The sequence below is a fragment of the Pseudomonas sp. NFPP25 genome, assembly GCF_900116505.1.
GTDB classification, from domain to species: domain Bacteria; phylum Pseudomonadota; class Gammaproteobacteria; order Pseudomonadales; family Pseudomonadaceae; genus Aquipseudomonas; species Aquipseudomonas protegens.
Window position 1 is genome coordinate 491,375 of record NZ_FPBG01000001.1, and the last position, 15,433, is coordinate 506,807.

The 15,433-nt window shown below is 63.5% G+C and carries 13 protein-coding genes; 11 read left to right on the forward strand and 2 right to left on the reverse strand.

Annotated features, from left to right (window positions below; genetic code table 11):
- Positions 1-15: 15 nt before the first annotated feature.
- From BM382_RS02130 to pepN, 3 genes are read left to right on the forward strand one after another with little or no spacing between them, the layout of a single operon-like run.
- Positions 16-276 carry a YeaC family protein gene (locus BM382_RS02130; RefSeq protein ID WP_011061566.1) on the forward strand — a complete coding sequence of 87 codons (261 nt, stop codon included), beginning with the start codon at positions 16-18 and terminating at the stop codon, positions 274-276.
- The gene (locus BM382_RS02135) at positions 273-1,103 is read left to right on the forward strand and encodes a DUF2797 domain-containing protein (RefSeq protein ID WP_019092921.1); all 831 of its coding nucleotides are present in this window, start codon (positions 273-275) and stop codon (positions 1,101-1,103) included. Before BM382_RS02130 ends, BM382_RS02135 begins: the two co-directional genes overlap by 4 nt.
- Positions 1,104-1,115: 12 nt before the next feature.
- On the forward strand, positions 1,116-3,773 hold the full coding sequence (gene pepN / locus BM382_RS02140; RefSeq protein WP_019092922.1) for an aminopeptidase N: 2,658 nt from the start codon (positions 1,116-1,118) through the stop codon (positions 3,771-3,773).
- A gap of 149 nt (positions 3,774-3,922) precedes the next feature.
- Here the strand turns inward: pepN and BM382_RS02145 are convergent, their stop codons facing one another.
- Entirely contained in the window at positions 3,923-5,584 is a 1,662-nt protein-coding gene (locus BM382_RS02145; RefSeq protein ID WP_072441679.1) for a SulP family inorganic anion transporter, read from the reverse strand.
- Positions 5,585-5,930: 346 nt separating this feature from the next.
- Here BM382_RS02145 and BM382_RS02150 point away from each other — a divergent pair, with 346 nt between their 5' ends.
- The 8 genes from BM382_RS02150 to BM382_RS02180 all read left to right on the forward strand — a co-directional run bounded on the left by BM382_RS02150 (position 5,931) and on the right by BM382_RS02180 (position 12,267).
- A complete protein-coding gene (locus BM382_RS02150; RefSeq protein WP_011061562.1) occupies positions 5,931-6,980 on the forward strand; it encodes a WD40/YVTN/BNR-like repeat-containing protein in 1,050 nt (349 codons plus the stop codon).
- Between the two features lie 32 nt (positions 6,981-7,012).
- A complete protein-coding gene (locus BM382_RS02155) occupies positions 7,013-9,388 on the forward strand; it encodes an efflux RND transporter permease subunit (RefSeq protein WP_011061561.1) in 2,376 nt (791 codons plus the stop codon).
- Positions 9,389-9,602: 214 nt separating this feature from the next.
- Positions 9,603-9,896, forward strand: a complete 294-nt coding sequence (locus tag BM382_RS02160; protein WP_011061560.1) for a DUF5629 family protein — start codon at positions 9,603-9,605, stop codon at positions 9,894-9,896.
- Positions 9,883-11,061, forward strand: coding sequence for a lactonase family protein (locus BM382_RS02165; protein ID WP_019094608.1), 1,179 nt, complete (start codon positions 9,883-9,885; stop codon positions 11,059-11,061). The genes BM382_RS02160 and BM382_RS02165 overlap by 14 nt, the downstream gene beginning before the upstream one ends.
- Before the next feature lie 155 nt (positions 11,062-11,216).
- Positions 11,217-11,396, forward strand: coding sequence for a hypothetical protein (locus BM382_RS02170; RefSeq protein WP_015635803.1), 180 nt, complete (start codon positions 11,217-11,219; stop codon positions 11,394-11,396).
- A gap of 196 nt (positions 11,397-11,592) precedes the next feature.
- A complete protein-coding gene (locus BM382_RS32160; protein WP_015635802.1) occupies positions 11,593-11,718 on the forward strand; it encodes a hypothetical protein in 126 nt (41 codons plus the stop codon).
- A gap of 112 nt (positions 11,719-11,830) precedes the next feature.
- Complete coding sequence (locus BM382_RS02175; protein WP_019094606.1) at positions 11,831-12,010, forward strand: hypothetical protein; 180 nt, start codon at positions 11,831-11,833, stop codon at positions 12,008-12,010.
- Complete coding sequence (locus BM382_RS02180) at positions 12,007-12,267, forward strand: hypothetical protein (protein ID WP_072441682.1); 261 nt, start codon at positions 12,007-12,009, stop codon at positions 12,265-12,267. Before BM382_RS02175 ends, BM382_RS02180 begins: the two co-directional genes overlap by 4 nt.
- A 60-nt stretch (positions 12,268-12,327) precedes the next feature.
- On the opposite strand, the gene BM382_RS02185 is transcribed toward BM382_RS02180, so the two are convergent.
- Positions 12,328-15,426: an efflux RND transporter permease subunit gene (locus BM382_RS02185; protein ID WP_019095826.1), complete on the reverse strand. Its 3,099-nt coding sequence runs from the start codon at positions 15,424-15,426 to the stop codon at positions 12,328-12,330.
- Between the last annotated feature and the right edge of the window lie 7 nt (positions 15,427-15,433).

Here is a 15,433-nt window from a genome sequence, read left to right on the forward strand (position 1 = left end):
ACGCTGGAGTCTTGTATGTCGTCCTTTGTTGAAATGATCGAAAACATCACCCCCGAGATCTACCAGAGCCTGAAACTGGCGGTAGAGATCGGCAAATGGTCCGATGGCCGCAAGCTCACCGCCGAACAGCGTGAACTGTCCCTGCAGGCGATGATCGCCTGGGAAATGCAAAATCTGCCCGAGGATCAACGTACCGGCTACATGGGCCCGCAGGAATGCGCCTCGAAGTCGGCGCCGGTGCCGAACATCCTGTTCAAGTCGGATGCCATCCATTGATCGAGATTGGCCGCGGTTCCATCAGTAAAATGTCGGCGCGCCTTGACGGGTCGAACGTTGAATACGCTTTTCGCCTGGGCGACAGCGAGGTACCGGTCAACCCCTTGATCGGCACCACAGTGCGCCTGGAATACCTGGGTGCGATCCATTGCAGCCATTGCGGGCGCAAGACCAAGACCAGCTTCAGCCAGGGCTACTGCTACCCGTGCATGACCAAGCTGGCCCAGTGCGATATCTGCATCATGAGCCCGGAACGCTGCCACTACGACGCCGGTACTTGCCGCGATCCGTCATGGGGCGAGCAGTTCTGCATGACCGACCACGTGGTCTACCTGGCCAACTCGTCGGGGATCAAGGTCGGCATCACCCGCGCCACCCAACTGCCGACCCGCTGGCTCGACCAGGGCGCCAGCCAGGCGCTGCCGATCATGCGCGTGGCGACCCGCCAGCAATCGGGCTTCGTCGAAGACCTGTTCCGTTCCCAGGTGGCCGACAAGACCAACTGGCGCGCCTTGCTCAAGGGTGATGCCCAGGCAGTGGACCTGGTGGCAGTGCGCGAGCAGCTGTTCGCCGCCTGCGCCGAGGGCCTGTTGGCCCTGCAGGAGCGTTTTGGCCTGCAGGCGATCCAGCCGGTGACCGATATCGAGCCTCTGGAAATCCGCTATCCGGTCGTGGAGTACCCGACCAAGATCGTCAGCTTCAACCTGGACAAGAATCCGATCGCCGAAGGCACGTTGCTGGGGATCAAGGGCCAGTACCTGATCTTCGACACCGGCGTGATCAACATTCGCAAATACACGGCGTACCAGCTCGCCGTGCATCAGTAGAAGGAATTCGCCATGCGCACCGACCAACCGAAGATGATCTACCTGAAGGACTATCAGGCCCCCGAGTACCTGATCGACGAGACCCACCTGACCTTCGAGTTGTTCGAGGACCACAGCCTGGTCCATGCGCAGCTGGTGATGCGTCGCAACCCGGCCCGGGGCGCCGGCCTGCCGCCCCTGGTGCTGGACGGCCAGCAACTGGAACTGCTGTCGGTAAGCCTCGCCGATCAGCCGCTGAGTGTTGACGACTACCAGCTGGACGACAGCCACCTGACCCTGCACCCCACCAGCGCCAGCTTCACCCTGGACACCAGCGTGAAGATCCACCCGGAAAGCAACACCGCCCTGGAAGGCCTGTACAAGTCCAGTGGCATGTTCTGCACCCAGTGCGAGGCCGAGGGCTTTCGCAAGATCACCTATTACCTCGACCGCCCGGACGTGATGAGCAAGTTCACCACCACCGTGGTCGCCGAGCAGCACAGCTACCCGGTGCTGCTGTCCAACGGCAACCCGATCGCCAGCGGCCCGGGAGAAGACGGCCGGCACTGGGCGACCTGGGAAGACCCGTTCATGAAACCGGCCTACCTGTTCGCCCTGGTGGCCGGTGACCTGTGGTGCGTGGAAGACAGCTTCCGCACCCAGAGCGGTCGCGACGTGGCGCTGCGCATCTATGTCGAGCCGGAAAACATCGACAAGTGCCAGCACGCGATGAACAGCCTCAAGAAGTCCATGCGCTGGGACGAAGAAACCTATGGCCGCGAGTACGACCTGGACATCTTCATGATCGTCGCGGTCAACGACTTCAACATGGGCGCCATGGAAAACAAGGGCCTGAACATCTTCAACTCCAGCGCCGTGCTGGCCCGTGCCGAAACCGCCACCGACGCCGCGCACCAGCGGGTCGAGGCCATCGTTGCCCACGAATACTTCCATAACTGGTCGGGCAACCGGGTGACCTGCCGCGACTGGTTCCAGCTGTCGCTCAAGGAAGGTTTCACAGTGTTCCGCGACGCCGGTTTCTCCGCGGACATGAACTCGGCCACGGTCAAGCGCATCCAGGACGTGGCGTACCTGCGGACCCACCAGTTCGCCGAAGACGCCGGCCCCATGGCCCACGCCGTGCGTCCGGAAAGCTTTATCGAGATCTCCAACTTCTACACCCTGACCGTGTACGAAAAGGGTTCGGAAGTTGTCGGCATGATCCACACCTTGCTCGGCGCCGAAGGCTTCCGCAAGGGCAGCGACCTGTACTTTGAGCGCCATGACGGCCAGGCCGTGACCTGCGACGACTTCGTCAAGGCCATGGAAGACGCCAACGGCGTCGATCTGACCCAGTTCAAGCGCTGGTACAGCCAGGCCGGTACGCCGCGGCTGGCGGTCAGCGAGTCCTACGACGCAGCGGCGAAAACCTACAGCCTGACCTTCCGCCAGAGCTGCCCGCAAACCCCGGACAAGGTCGAGAAACTGCCGTTCGTGATTCCGGTGGCCCTGGGCCTGCTCGATAGCACCGGTGCCGACATGGCCTTGCGCCTGGCTGGTGAAGCCGCCGCCCAGGGCTCGTCCCGCGTGTTGTCGGTGACCGAGGCCGAGCAGACCTTTACCTTCGTCGACATCGCCGAACATCCGCTGCCCTCGCTGCTGCGGGGTTTCTCGGCTCCGGTGAAGCTGAGCTTCCCCTACAACCGTGACCAGCTGATGTTCCTCATGCAGCACGACAGCGACGGTTTCAACCGCTGGGACGCCGGCCAGCAATTGTCGGTGCAGGTGTTGCAGGAACTGATCGCCCAGCACCAACAGGGCCGGGCGCTGGTGATGGACGAACGTCTGGTGGCTGCCCTGGGCACTGTGCTCGCCGATGACAGCCTGGATCAGGCCATGGTCGCCGAAATGCTGTCCCTGCCGGGCGAGGCCTACCTCACCGAGATCAGCGAAGTGGCGGATGTCGAGGCGATCCACGCGGCTCGCGAGTTTGCCCGTCAGCAACTGGCTGACAGTCTGTTCGATGCCCTGTGGAAGCGCTATCAGGCCAATCGGCAGGTGTCCAAGGCCACCGCCTACGTGGCCGAGTCCGAGCATTTTGCCCGTCGCGCGCTGCAGAACATCGCCCTGTCGTACCTGATGCTGACCCACAAGCCCGAGGTACTGGCTGCGGCCATCGAACAGTTCGACAGCGCCGACAACATGACCGAGCGCCTGACCGCCCTGGCAGTGCTGGTCAACTCGCCGTTCGAGGCCGAGAAGGCCAAGGCCCTAGAAGTATTCGCCGAGAACTTCAAGGACAACGCCCTGGTCATGGACCAATGGTTCAGCGTGCAGGCCGGCAGCCCGTTGCCCGGTGGCCTGGAGCGGGTCAAGGCACTGATGCAGCACCCGGCGTTCAACATCAAGAACCCGAACAAGGTGCGGGCGCTGGTGGGGGCGTTTGCCGGGCAGAACCTGATCAACTTCCACGCCGCCGATGGTTCGGGCTATCGCTTCCTGGCGGACCTGGTGATCCAGCTCAACGGCTTCAACCCGCAGATTGCCTCGCGGCAACTGGCGCCGCTGACCCGCTGGCGCAAATACGACAGTGCCCGCCAGGCACTGATGAAAGGCGAACTGGAGCGCATCCGTGCCTCCGGCGAGCTGTCCAGCGATGTGTTCGAGGTGGTGAGCAAAAGCCTCGCCTGAGGCTTGTATCGCCCCCGGCATCCCTTCGCTGGCAAGCCAGCTCCTACGGACCCAAGCCACCGCATATCCCCCGTAGGAGCCGGCTTGCCGGCGAAGAGGCCCTCAAGCCTTGTACCGCCCTCGGCATCCCTTCGCTGGCAAGCCAGCTCCTACGAGAGCGGTGGTGGGGAGGCAGGGGGGATTTGGCTCTGTAGCGCTTCGCTCAAGTCGCGGTGATAGTTCTGCGCGCCGATGGCGTGCAGGATGCCGACCCGCTCCAGCTTGCCGTGCACCTTGAGGTTGGCTTCGCACAGCTTCACCACAATCGCGCGCTTGTGCAGCTGGCCTATCACTTCTTCCAGGGTCTGCAGCCCGGTAATGTCCATGAACGGCACATGCTTGAGGCGGATGATCAGCACCTGCGGGTCGCTGTGGGTCTGGGCCAGGGCCCGTTCGAAGGTCTCCGCGGCGCCAAAGAACAACGGCCCTTCGATGGTGTAGATCAGTACGCCCGGTGGCAGGTGCTGCTGGCCACTGCGGTGCAGTTCCTGCTGCAGATCCTGTTCCACCACTTGTTGCACTTCCACCGAGGAGGCCATGCGCCGCAGAAAATGCAGCATGGCCAGGACCACGCCGATGTTCACCGCGATCACCAGGTCGCTGAATACGGTCAGCACAAAGGTGCACAGCAGGATCGCCACATCGGCCCGGGGGGCTCGTTGCAGCATGCGCTTGAAGTGGTGCAGCTCGCTCATGTTGTAGGCCACCACGAACAGGATCGCCGCCAGGGCGCACAGCGGAATGTTCGCTGCCAGCGGCGCCAGGAACAGGATGATCAGCAGCAGCACCAGGGCATGGACGATACCCGCCAGCGGGCTGCTGCCGCCGTTGCGGATATTGGTGGCGGTACGGGCAATGGCGCCGGTGGCGGCGAAACCGCCGAACAGCGGGGTGACCAGGTTGGCGATGCCCTGGCCCATCAGTTCCTGGTTGGAGTCATGGCGGGTGCCAGCCATGCCATCGGCCACCATCGCCGACAGCAGCGATTCGATGGCCCCGAGCATGGCGATGGCGAAAGCCGGGCCGATCAGGTCCAGGATCCGCGGCAGGCTGACCTCTGGAAACTGCAACGCCGGCAAGCCCTGGGGAATGCCGCCGAAGGCACTGCCAATGGTGGCCACGCCCTGGAACTGGAACAGCGACTGCAAGGCCGTGGCCAGGGTCATGGCCAGCAGGGGGGCCGGCAGGCGCTTGAGCTGGGGGATGCGCGGCACCCATAGCAGCAGCGCCAGGCTCAGCAGGGCCAGCAGGGTGGTGCTCAGGTGCAGTTGGGGCAGGGCTTGCAGCAGGTGCCAGAGTTTCTGATGAAAGTGCTCGCCGCTGACCGCGGGCAGGCCGAAGAAATCCTTCCACTGGCTGACCCAGATGATTACCCCGATACCGGCGGTGAAGCCCAGGATCACCGGGTCCGGGATGAACTTGATCAGGGCACCCAGGCGGCTGATGCCCAGCAGGAACAGGATCAGCCCGGCCATCAGGGTCGCCAGTTGCAGGCCATCCACTCCGTATTGGGCGGTGACCCCGGCGAGGATCACGATAAAGGCCCCGGTGGGCCCGGCGATCTGCACCCGGCTGCCGCCGAACAGCGACACCAGCAGGCCGCCGACGATGGCGGTGTAGATGCCCTGTTCGGGCTTGACCCCGGAGGCGATGGCGAAGGCCATGGCCAGGGGCAACGCCACCACTGCGACAATCACCCCGGACACCAGGTTGCGGCCCCAGTGTGCATGTCCCAGCAATCCGGCTTTCCACGCCTCGCGTATGGCAATCATGGCTCTGTCCTGAAGTCTGCCCGGCTCATCATAGCCCCGGCCGGGGAGGGGTGGCCCCTGTCCTGGATCAGGCTTTGTCCCACTGTCGCGCAGACGCGGTTCAGGCCCATCCATCAGTCCTACGAATGGGCGGCCATTCAGGGTTTCGGCAGGGGCTGATGGTTAACAAAAGATAACGTGGCGTCGATTGTCAGACCTTTCCAAAGCCCGATAGGATAGCCCGCAGCCGAAGGGGCTCTAGATTGCAGGTTTCAGGTCGATCGTCATGATCGCCCAGGCCTGCGCAGCCCCCTCAAGGCGCCCTGAGAGGTTGAATGACCTGACAATAATAATGGGGGAATGGTCTATGAGTGAGCCTGTCATGGGTGTGGTTGTTGGCCGCCCGCCGGCGCTGCGCACGTTCGCACTGTTGGCTACAGCGCTCTCGCTGTTGGGTGTCGTGACGCTGTCGACACCGGTCCTGGCCGCTGCCACTGCAGCGGATTCTGTCTATTCCATCGAATCGCCCAAGGCGGCGAAAAGCCTGATGCTCGATGTGGTCCACGCCGGCAAGCGCCTGGTGGCGGTGGGCGATCGCGGGCACATTCTCTATTCCGACGACCAGGGCCAGACCTGGGTCCAGGCCAAGGTGCCGACCCGGCAACTGCTGACGGCGGTGTACTTCGTCGATGATAAGCGCGGCTGGGCGGTGGGCCACGATGCCCAGGTCCTGGCCAGCAGCGACGGCGGTGCCACCTGGACCCGGCAGTTCCAGGACCTCAAGCGCGAGGCACCCTTGCTCGATGTATGGTTCAAGGACACCCAGACCGGCTACGCCGTGGGCGCCTACGGGGCCCTGCTGGAAACCAGCGATGGCGGCCAGCATTGGGAGGACGTCAGCGACCGCCTCGACAACGAGGACCAGTTCCACCTCAACGCCATTGCCCAGGTCAAGGATTCCGGGCTGTTCATTGTCGGCGAGCAGGGCAGCATGTTCCGCTCCGCCGATGACGGGCAGACCTGGGAGCGCCTCGAAGGCCCCTATGAAGGCTCCTTGTTCGGCGTGATCGGCACCGGCCAGCCGGCCACTCTGCTGGTCTATGGCCTGCGCGGCAATCTCTACCGCTCCACGGATTTCGGCAGCACCTGGGAACAGGTGGAGTTGAACGCCGCCCGTGGCGCCCTGGAGTTCGGCCTGTCGGGGGCGACCCTGCTGGACGATGGCTCGCTGGTGATCGTCGGCAACGGCGGCAGCGTGATCCGCAGCACCGACCACGGCCAGACCTTCAGCGTATTCAACCGTGCGGACCGCATCTCGCTGTCGGCGGTCACCGCTGCCGGCAACGGCGACCTGATCCTGGCCGGGCAGGGCGGTGTACGGGTTTCTGCAGCAACGGGCGCTGAACTCGGCCAATAAGCCGGGCACATAATAAGAAGGTGGGGAATTCCATGAGCAGTCATCACCAGGACAAGGCGAACTTTCTTGAGCGCCTGATTTTCAATAACCGCCCGGCAGTGATCTTCATCTGCTTGCTGGTCAGCGCTTTCCTGTTCTGGCAGGCGACCCTGATCCGGCCGTCCACCAGCTTCGAGAAGATGATCCCGCTCAAGCACCCATTCATCGAGCGGATGATGGAGCACCGCAACGACCTGGCCAACCTGGGCAACACCGTGCGCATCTCGGTGGAGGCCCGCGACGGCGACATCTTCACCAAGGACTACATGGAAACCCTGCGGCAGATCAACGACGAGGTGTTCTACATCTCCGGCGTCGATCGCTCCGGGCTCAAGTCGCTGTGGAGCCCCAGCGTGCGCTGGACCGAAGTGACCGAAGAGGGCTTCGCCGGCGGCGAGGTGATTCCCCAGAGCTACAACGGTTCGGCCGACAGCCTCGAACAGCTGCGCAACAACGTGCTCAAGTCCGGCCAGGTCGGGCGCCTGGTGGCCAACGACTTCAAGTCCAGCATCGTCGATATCCCGCTGCTGGAGTCCTACCCGGACCCGCAGGACCAGGGCAAGCTGCTAGCCCTGGACTACCAGAAATTCTCCCACCAGTTGGAAGAGAAGATCCGCGACAAGTTCGAGGCGCAGAACCCCAATGTGAAGATCCACATCGTCGGCTTCGCCAAGAAGGTCGGCGACCTGATCGACGGCCTGATCATGGTGGTGATGTTCTTCGGCGTGGCCTTCATCATCACCCTGGTGCTGCTGTACTGGTTCACCTGGTGCATCCGCAGCACCATCGCGGTGTTGATCACCACCCTGGTGGCGGTGGTCTGGCAACTGGGCCTGATGCACGCCTTCGGCTTCGGCCTGGACCCGTATTCAATGCTGGTGCCGTTCCTGATCTTCGCCATCGGCATTTCCCACGGGGTGCAGAAGATCAACGGCATCGCCTTGCAGTCCAGTGATGCCGACAACGCCCTGACCGCGGCGCGGCGCACCTTCCGCCAACTGTTCCTGCCGGGGATGATTGCGATCCTCGCCGACGCCGTGGGCTTCATCACCTTGCTGATCATCGATATCGGGGTGATCCGCGAGCTGGCCATCGGTGCCTCCATCGGCGTGGCGGTGATCGTGTTCACCAACCTGATCCTGCTGCCGGTGGCGATTTCCTACGTCGGCATCAGCAAGCGCGCCATCGAACGCAGCAAGAAGGACGCTTCCCGCGAGCATCCGTTCTGGCGCCTGCTGTCTAACTTTGCCAGCCCCAAAGTCGCGCCGATTTCCATCGCCCTGGCCCTGGTGGCCTTTGCCGGCGGCCTCTGGTACAGCCAGAACCTGAAGATCGGCGACCTCGACCAGGGCGCGCCGGAGCTGCGTCCCGACTCGCGCTACAACAAGGACAACAACTTCATCATCAGCAACTACTCCACCAGCTCCGACGTGCTGGTGGTGATGGTCAAGACCGCGGCCGAAGGCTGCTCGCGCTATGAGGCCATGGCGCCCATCGACGAATTGATGTGGAAGATGCAGAACACCGAGGGCGTGCAGTCGGCGATTTCCCTGGTGACCGTCTCCAAGCAGATGATCAAGGGCATGAACGAGGGCAACCTGAAGTGGGAAACCCTCTCGCGCAACCCTGACGTACTGAACAACTCCATTGCCCGGGCCGACGGCCTATACAACAACAACTGCTCCCTGGCGCCGGTGCTGGTGTTCCTCAACGACCACAAGGCCGCGACCCTGGACCGTGCGGTGCATGCGGTGCAGGAGTTCGCCACGCAGCACAACAAGGACGGCCTGGAGTTCATTCTCGCTGCCGGCAACGCCGGGATCGAGGCCGCGACCAACGAGGTGATCAAGGAGTCCGAGCTGACCATCCTGATCCTGGTCTACATCTGCGTGGCCGGCATGTGCATGATCACCTTCCGCTCCTGGGCGGCGACCCTGTGCATTGTCCTGCCACTGGTGCTGACGTCGGTGCTGGGCAACGCGCTGATGGCCTTCATGGGCATCGGGGTCAAGGTGGCGACCCTGCCGGTGGTGGCGCTGGGGGTGGGCATCGGCGTGGACTACGGCATCTATATCTACAGCCGCCTGGAGAGCTTCCTGCGGGCCGGCCTGCCGCTGCAGGAGGCCTACTACCAGACCCTGCGCTCCACCGGCAAGGCCGTGCTGTTCACCGGTCTGTGCCTGGCCATCGGCGTGTGCACCTGGATCTTCTCGGCCATCAAGTTCCAGGCCGACATGGGCCTGATGCTGACCTTCATGCTGCTGTGGAACATGTTCGGTGCCCTGTGGCTGCTGCCGGCCCTGGCGCGGTTCCTGATCAAGCCGGAGAAGCTCGCGGGGCAGAAGGGCAACTCGCTGTTCGCCCACTGATCCCGTTGCATGAGTACTCAGCCGCACCCTCGGGTGCGGCTTTTTCATGCCCGGTGTTCCGAGGGGAAAGCGGGTGGTGCTGAAGAACCGGGCGGCCCCGGCAGTGCCTGTCGGAGGATGTATCCGGGGCAGTCGCTTGCGCGGCGCAATGCTGGCCCAACCCGGCAGCGCCAATCAGCTATCATTGCGCCTTTCCATCTGATGACTGATCGCTATGACCGCTGCTACCGACACCTTGATCTGCGCCCTTGAAGCCTGCGACATGCTGGAAATCGACGGCCTGCACGCTTTCGATTTCACCCTCGACGAGCAGCGCCTGCTGATCGAGTGCATGGACGGCCGCGCGGCCAAGCGCTGGAGCTTTACCCTGGCCCAGGTCCAGGCCGCGACCTTCGACCAGGACTTGCAGAGCTGGACCCTGGCAGGCGACTCCGGTGAGCACCGCCTGGTGTGCATGAGCGCGTTCAGTGCCCGCGACGAAGAGGAAGGTGAACATGAAGATGCGTAATTTCTGGCCCCTGCTGATGGCCGGCAGTGTCGGTGCCATGGCGGTCCAGGCCGCGCCGGCCACCGAAACCCATGAGCTGCTGGTGGGGTCCTATACCCAGGGCCAGAGCCAGGGTCTGTACCGCCTGCAATTCAATGAGCGCACCGGGCAGATCGACCCCAAGCCGCTGCAGGTGGTGAAGAGCTCCAACCCGTCCTGGCTGACCTTGTCCAAGGACCTCAAGTTCGTCTTCGCGGTGAATGAGAACAGCCCGGGGCAGGCCGACCCCATCGGTCGTGTCAGCAGCTACAGCCTGGCGCCGAAAACCCATCAACTGAGCCTGATCAACCAGGTGCAGAGCCAGGGTAACGAGCCCACCCATTCCAGCCTGAGTGCCGACGGCAACTACCTGTTCGTCAGCAACTATTCGGTGGATGTGGATCCGGGCGGCAGCCTGGCGGTGGTGCCGGTCAGCGATGACGGTCATCTGTCGCCGGTGGTGCAGCTCACCAGTCATCCGGCCAGCCGGGTCGACCCCGAGCGCCAGCAATCGGCCCACGTGCATTCGTCGGTGCCGTCCCCGGACGGCAAGTTCCTGTTCGCCAACGACCTGGGTGCGGACAAGATCTTCGTCTATCGCTATGACCCCAAGGCCAATGCGGAACACCCGCTGAGCCCGGCCGACCCGGCCTTCGTCCAGCTGCCGCCGGGCAGCGGCCCGCGGCACCTGCTGTTCAGCGCCGATGGCAAGCATGCCTACCTGACCATGGAAATGAGCGCTCAACTGGCGGTGTTCGACTACCAGGACGGCAAGCTGACTCAGCGTCAGATGCTCGACCTGGCGGCCAACGGCTCCAAGGAGAAAAAGGCCGCCGCGGCCTTGCACGCTTCCAAGGACGGCCAGTACCTGTATGTCAGCAACCGGGGCACCGCCAACCAGTTGCTGGTGTTTGCCATCGACCCGGCCAATGGCCAGCTCAAGGAAATCCAGCGGCGTTCGGTGGAAGGTGATCACCCACGGGAGTTCAGCCTCGACCCGAGCAACCGCTATGTGCTGATCGGCAACCAGAAAAGCAACGAGATCGTGGTGATCGAGCGCGACGCCAAGACCGGTTTCCTGGGCAAGACCGTGCAGAAACTGCCGTTCGATTCCCCCAGCGATATCAAATTCCTGGTGCGTCAATAGACCGCAGGCCCCGGCGTCCGGGGCCTGACTCCTTCTATTAACGACGCTGATAATGGCTACTGCCGCAAAGAATTTTTTCCCGCCAACCCTCGGGAGTAAGTTTGCTTCACGGCCCACACGGGCAAGCAAGCCAACTGAATACGAGGGTTATCGCCATGAACTTCAATCTCTTCTCCGTGATCGCAGCCTCCGCCATTTCCGCCACCGTGGCACTGCCTGCCAGCGCCAGCGTGGAAATCAGCCAGAAGAAATCCAGCACCAACACCTACACCCAGAAGTACCTGCAACAAAGCGCCAACTTCTACGCCGCCCTGGATCACAAAGCCCAGCAATGAGCGCTCCGGATCACCCCGCAAGCAGCAAACCCAAGGTATGCAGGAGCGACGTCACTGAAGCAGTGATGTCGCTCCTGCATCACCTGTTTGCGACTTATTCTTCCCGCCAGGCAAATTTTGCTTGGTAGTGTCATATAGCCATGTGTTTAAATTTGACGCTGAATTATTGACTCTTTCCCGAGCAAGGATCGATAGCATGGTGATGCGTCTGACCGTGGTTCTGCTGTTGCTCTACTCCACCCCCATCCTGTCCTCTGCCCAGCCTGTCGAAGGCGAGCCGGAGACTTCCCGCGAGCGTCTGACCAGCCTGTTGCAGGACTGAGACGCGAGTTTAAAGCATCAAGAAAATTGATGATGGTTATGGATATAAACGTCTTTTTACTGGCGTTTGATTGATAGATCCTCTGGGCACGAAAACGCCTCAGGAGATCACCATGGCCCGTTCGATCCTCAGTTCCGCCAAGCACGGCGCCTACCTGGCGCTGGGGCTTTATCTGCTTCTGATGCTCTGGGCCAGCCTGGCTGCGGACCTGCCGAGCGCTGCGTTGATTGATTCCGGCGCGGCAAGCGGCCAGGGCCCGGTACTCCATGCCGAAGCGGGGAGACGGCCATGAAAGGGCGCCGTCTGATGATCACCGCCTTCCTCGCGTTCTTCACCAATGGCACCAGCCTGCTGGGGCTGGGCCAGGGCTCGGCCGGAGCATTGGCGCGGGCCATCGAATGCAATCACCAGATCGCCCATCACAGCCAGGCGGCCAAGGTTCCGGCGCTGCTGGCGGGCAATCCACCGGGCAAATCCGCTGCGGCCTTTCCCGGGCCTTTCGCCCTGGATTGCCCACAGGCACGGGTATGCCCGGCCATGGCGGCCTGAGACGAGAAGAGGGGGGCAAGAGAAGAAGGGGCCCCGGAACCGGGGCCCCATGCAGCGATGTCAGTCCTTGGACGAACCGCGTTTCACCAGTTTCATCACCACCACGAAGAACACCGGCACAAAGATCACTGCCAGGGTTGCGGTGATCATGCCGCCGATCACCCCGGTACCGATCGCCTGCTGGCTGGCGGAGCTGGCGCCGGTGGCGATGGCCAGGGGCACCACGCCGAGGATGAACGCCAGCGAGGTCATGACGATGGGGCGCAGGCGCAGGCGTGCAGCCTGCACCGTGGCATCGATCAGATCATGGCCTTCGTCGTACAGGCTCTTGGCGAACTCGATGATCAGGATCGCGTTCTTCGCCGACAGGCCGATGATGGTGATCAGGCCGACCTTGAAGAACACGTCGTTGGGCATGCCGCGCAGGCTCACCGCCAGCACTGCGCCCAGTACCCCCAGGGGCACCACCAGCAGCACCGAAGTGGGAATCGACCAGCTCTCGTAGAGCGCTGCCAGGCACAGGAACACGATCAGCAGCGACAGGCCCAGCAGCATCGGCGCCTGGCTGCCGGACAGCCGTTCCTGGAGTGACAGGCCGGTCCATTCCAGGCCCAGCCCGGTGGGCAACTGCGCCACCAGCCGTTCGATTTCCTGCATGGCTTCACCGGTACTGTGGCCAGGGGCCGGCTCGCCGGAGACGGCAATGGCCGGGTAGCCGTTGTAGCGGGTCAGTTGCGCAGGGCCCAGGCTCCAGCTGGCGCGGACGAAGGCCGACAGCGGCACCATCTTGCCGGCGCTGTTGCGCACGTTCAGGCGCAGCAAGTCTTCGACCTGGCTGCGCTGGTCGCCTTCGGCCTGGATCACCACCCGCTGCATCCGCCCCTGGTTGGGGAAGTCGTTGACGTAGGACGACCCCAGGGCGGTGGACAGCAGGCTGCCGATATCGGCAAAGGACACGCCCAGGGCGTTGGCCTGCTTGCGGTCGACCTCCAGTTGCACCTGCGGCGCTTCGGCCAGGGCACTTTCCCGGACGTTGGCCAGGATCGGGCTCTTTTCCGTGGCCTTGAGCAGCTCGTCCCGGGCCTGCATCAGGGCCGCGTGGCCGACGCCGCCACGGTCCTGCAGGCGGAACTCGAAGCCGCTGGAGGTGCCCAGGCCATCGATCGGCGGCGGCAGCACGGCGTACACCACGGCATCCTTGATCGCGCCGAGGGCGGCGTTGGCGCGGTCGGCGATGGACATCGCCGAATCCTCGCTGCCCCGTTGCGACCAGTCCTTGAGCGTGGTGAAGGCCAGCGCGGCGTTCTGCCCGTTACCCGAGAAGCTGAAGCCGAGAATGATGGTGCTGTCGCCGACTCCCGGTTCGCTGGCGTTGTGCGCTTCGATCTGCTCCACCACCTTGATCGTGCGGTTCTGGCTGGCACCAGGTGGCAGCTGGATGTCGGTGATGGTGTAGCCCTGGTCCTCCACTGGCAGGAAGGAGGAGGGCAGGCGGCTGAACAGCAGCGCCATGATCGCCAGCAGCGCCAGGTAGATCAGCAGGTAGCGGCCGGTACGCTTGAGGGCATAGGTCACGCCGCCCTGATAGCTGTCGCTCAGGCGTTCGAAGCGCCGGTTGAACCAGCCGAAGAACCCCGTGCGTTCATGGTGTTCGCCCGCCGCGATGGGCTTGAGCAGGGTGGCGCACAGGGCCGGGGTCAGGGTCAGGGCGAGGAACGCCGAGAACAGGATCGAGGTGGCCATGGACAGCGAGAACTGCTGGTAGATCACCCCCACCGAGCCGGGCATGAAGGCCATGGGGATGAACACCGCTACCAGCACCAGGGTGATGCCGATGATGGCCCCGGTGATCTGCTGCATCGCCTTGCGCGTGGCTTCCTTGGGCGACAGGCCTTCGGTGGCCATGATCCGCTCGACGTTCTCCACCACCACGATGGCATCGTCCACCAGGATGCCGATGGCCAGCACCATGCCGAACATGGTCAGCACGTTGATCGAGAACCCCAGGGCCAGCATGGTGGCGAAGGTGCCCATCAGGGCCACGGGCACCACCAGGGTGGGGATCAGGGTGTAGCGGATGTTCTGCAGGAACAGGAACATCACCAGGAACACCAGCACCATCGCTTCGGCCAGGGTGTAGAGCACCTTGGTGATCGAGACCTTGACGAAGGGCGAGGTGTCGTAGGGGATCTTGTATTCCACGCCGGCCGGGAAATAGCGCGACAGCTCGTCCATCTTGGCGCGGATCAGGGTCGCGGTATTCAACGCGTTGGCCCCGGGGGACAACTGCACGCCCACCGCGGTGGACGGCTTGCCGTTCAGGCGGGTGCCGTACTGGTATTCCTGGCTGCCGACTTCCACCCGGGCCACATCGCCGATGCGTACCGTGGAGCCGTCGGGGTTGGCCCGCAGGACGATATCGGCAAACTCTTCAGGGCTGGACAGCTGGCCCTTGACCAGGATGGTCGCGGTGATTTCCTGGCTGGCGGGGTTGGGCAGGTCGCCGATGCTGCCGGCCGGAACCTGGGCGTTCTGCGCCGCCACCGCGGCGTTGACGTCGGCCGGGGTCAGGTTGAAACCGATCAGTTTCTGCGGGTCGAGCCAGATCCGCATGGCCCGCTCGGCACCGTACAACTGGGCCTTGCCGACGCCATCGAGGCGGCGGATCTCGTTCATCACGTTGCGCGCCAGGTAGTCGCTGAGGGCGACATCGTTCAGGCGGCCGTCACTGGAGGTCAGGGTGATCAGCAAGAGGAAGCCGGCGGAGACTTTCTCCACCTGCAGGCCCTGCTGGGTCACCGCCTGGGGCAGGCGCGGTTCCACTGCCTTGAGACGGTTCTGCACGTCCACCTGGGCCAGTTCCGGGTTGGTACCCGGCTGGAAGGTGGCGGTGATGGTGGCGCTGCCGAGGCTGCTCTGGGACGAGAAGTACAGCAGGTGGTCGGCACCGTTGAGCTCCTGCTCGATCAGGCTGACCACCGATTCGTCCAGGGTCTGTGCCGAGGCGCCCGGGTAGGCGGCGTAGATCTCGATCTGCGGCGGGGCCACGGTGGGGTATTGCGCCACCGGCAGTTGGGGGATCGCCAGGGCACCGGCCAACAGGATGAAGAAGGCGACCACCCAGGCGAATACCGGGCGGTCAATAAAGAATTGCGGCATGTGTACT

What these genes read in the sequence shown, in the direction of transcription:
- BM382_RS32160 (WP_015635802.1), top strand. Translation starts at nt 11,593, where the DNA reads ATGGTGATGCGTCTGACCGTGGTTCTGCTGTTGCTCTACTCCACCCCC.
- BM382_RS02185 (WP_019095826.1), bottom strand. Translation starts at nt 15,426, where the DNA reads ATGCCGCAATTCTTTATTGACCGCCCGGTATTCGCCTGGGTGGTCGCC.
- pepN (WP_019092922.1), top strand. Translation starts at nt 1,116, where the DNA reads ATGCGCACCGACCAACCGAAGATGATCTACCTGAAGGACTATCAGGCC.
- BM382_RS02170 (WP_015635803.1), top strand. Translation starts at nt 11,217, where the DNA reads ATGAACTTCAATCTCTTCTCCGTGATCGCAGCCTCCGCCATTTCCGCC.
- BM382_RS02155 (WP_011061561.1), top strand. Translation starts at nt 7,013, where the DNA reads ATGAGCAGTCATCACCAGGACAAGGCGAACTTTCTTGAGCGCCTGATT.
- BM382_RS02150 (WP_011061562.1), top strand. Translation starts at nt 5,931, where the DNA reads ATGAGTGAGCCTGTCATGGGTGTGGTTGTTGGCCGCCCGCCGGCGCTG.
- BM382_RS02160 (WP_011061560.1), top strand. Translation starts at nt 9,603, where the DNA reads ATGACCGCTGCTACCGACACCTTGATCTGCGCCCTTGAAGCCTGCGAC.
- BM382_RS02130 (WP_011061566.1), top strand. Translation starts at nt 16, where the DNA reads ATGTCGTCCTTTGTTGAAATGATCGAAAACATCACCCCCGAGATCTAC.
- BM382_RS02175 (WP_019094606.1), top strand. Translation starts at nt 11,831, where the DNA reads ATGGCCCGTTCGATCCTCAGTTCCGCCAAGCACGGCGCCTACCTGGCG.
- BM382_RS02165 (WP_019094608.1), top strand. Translation starts at nt 9,883, where the DNA reads ATGAAGATGCGTAATTTCTGGCCCCTGCTGATGGCCGGCAGTGTCGGT.
- BM382_RS02145 (WP_072441679.1), bottom strand. Translation starts at nt 5,584, where the DNA reads ATGATTGCCATACGCGAGGCGTGGAAAGCCGGATTGCTGGGACATGCA.
- BM382_RS02180 (WP_072441682.1), top strand. Translation starts at nt 12,007, where the DNA reads ATGAAAGGGCGCCGTCTGATGATCACCGCCTTCCTCGCGTTCTTCACC.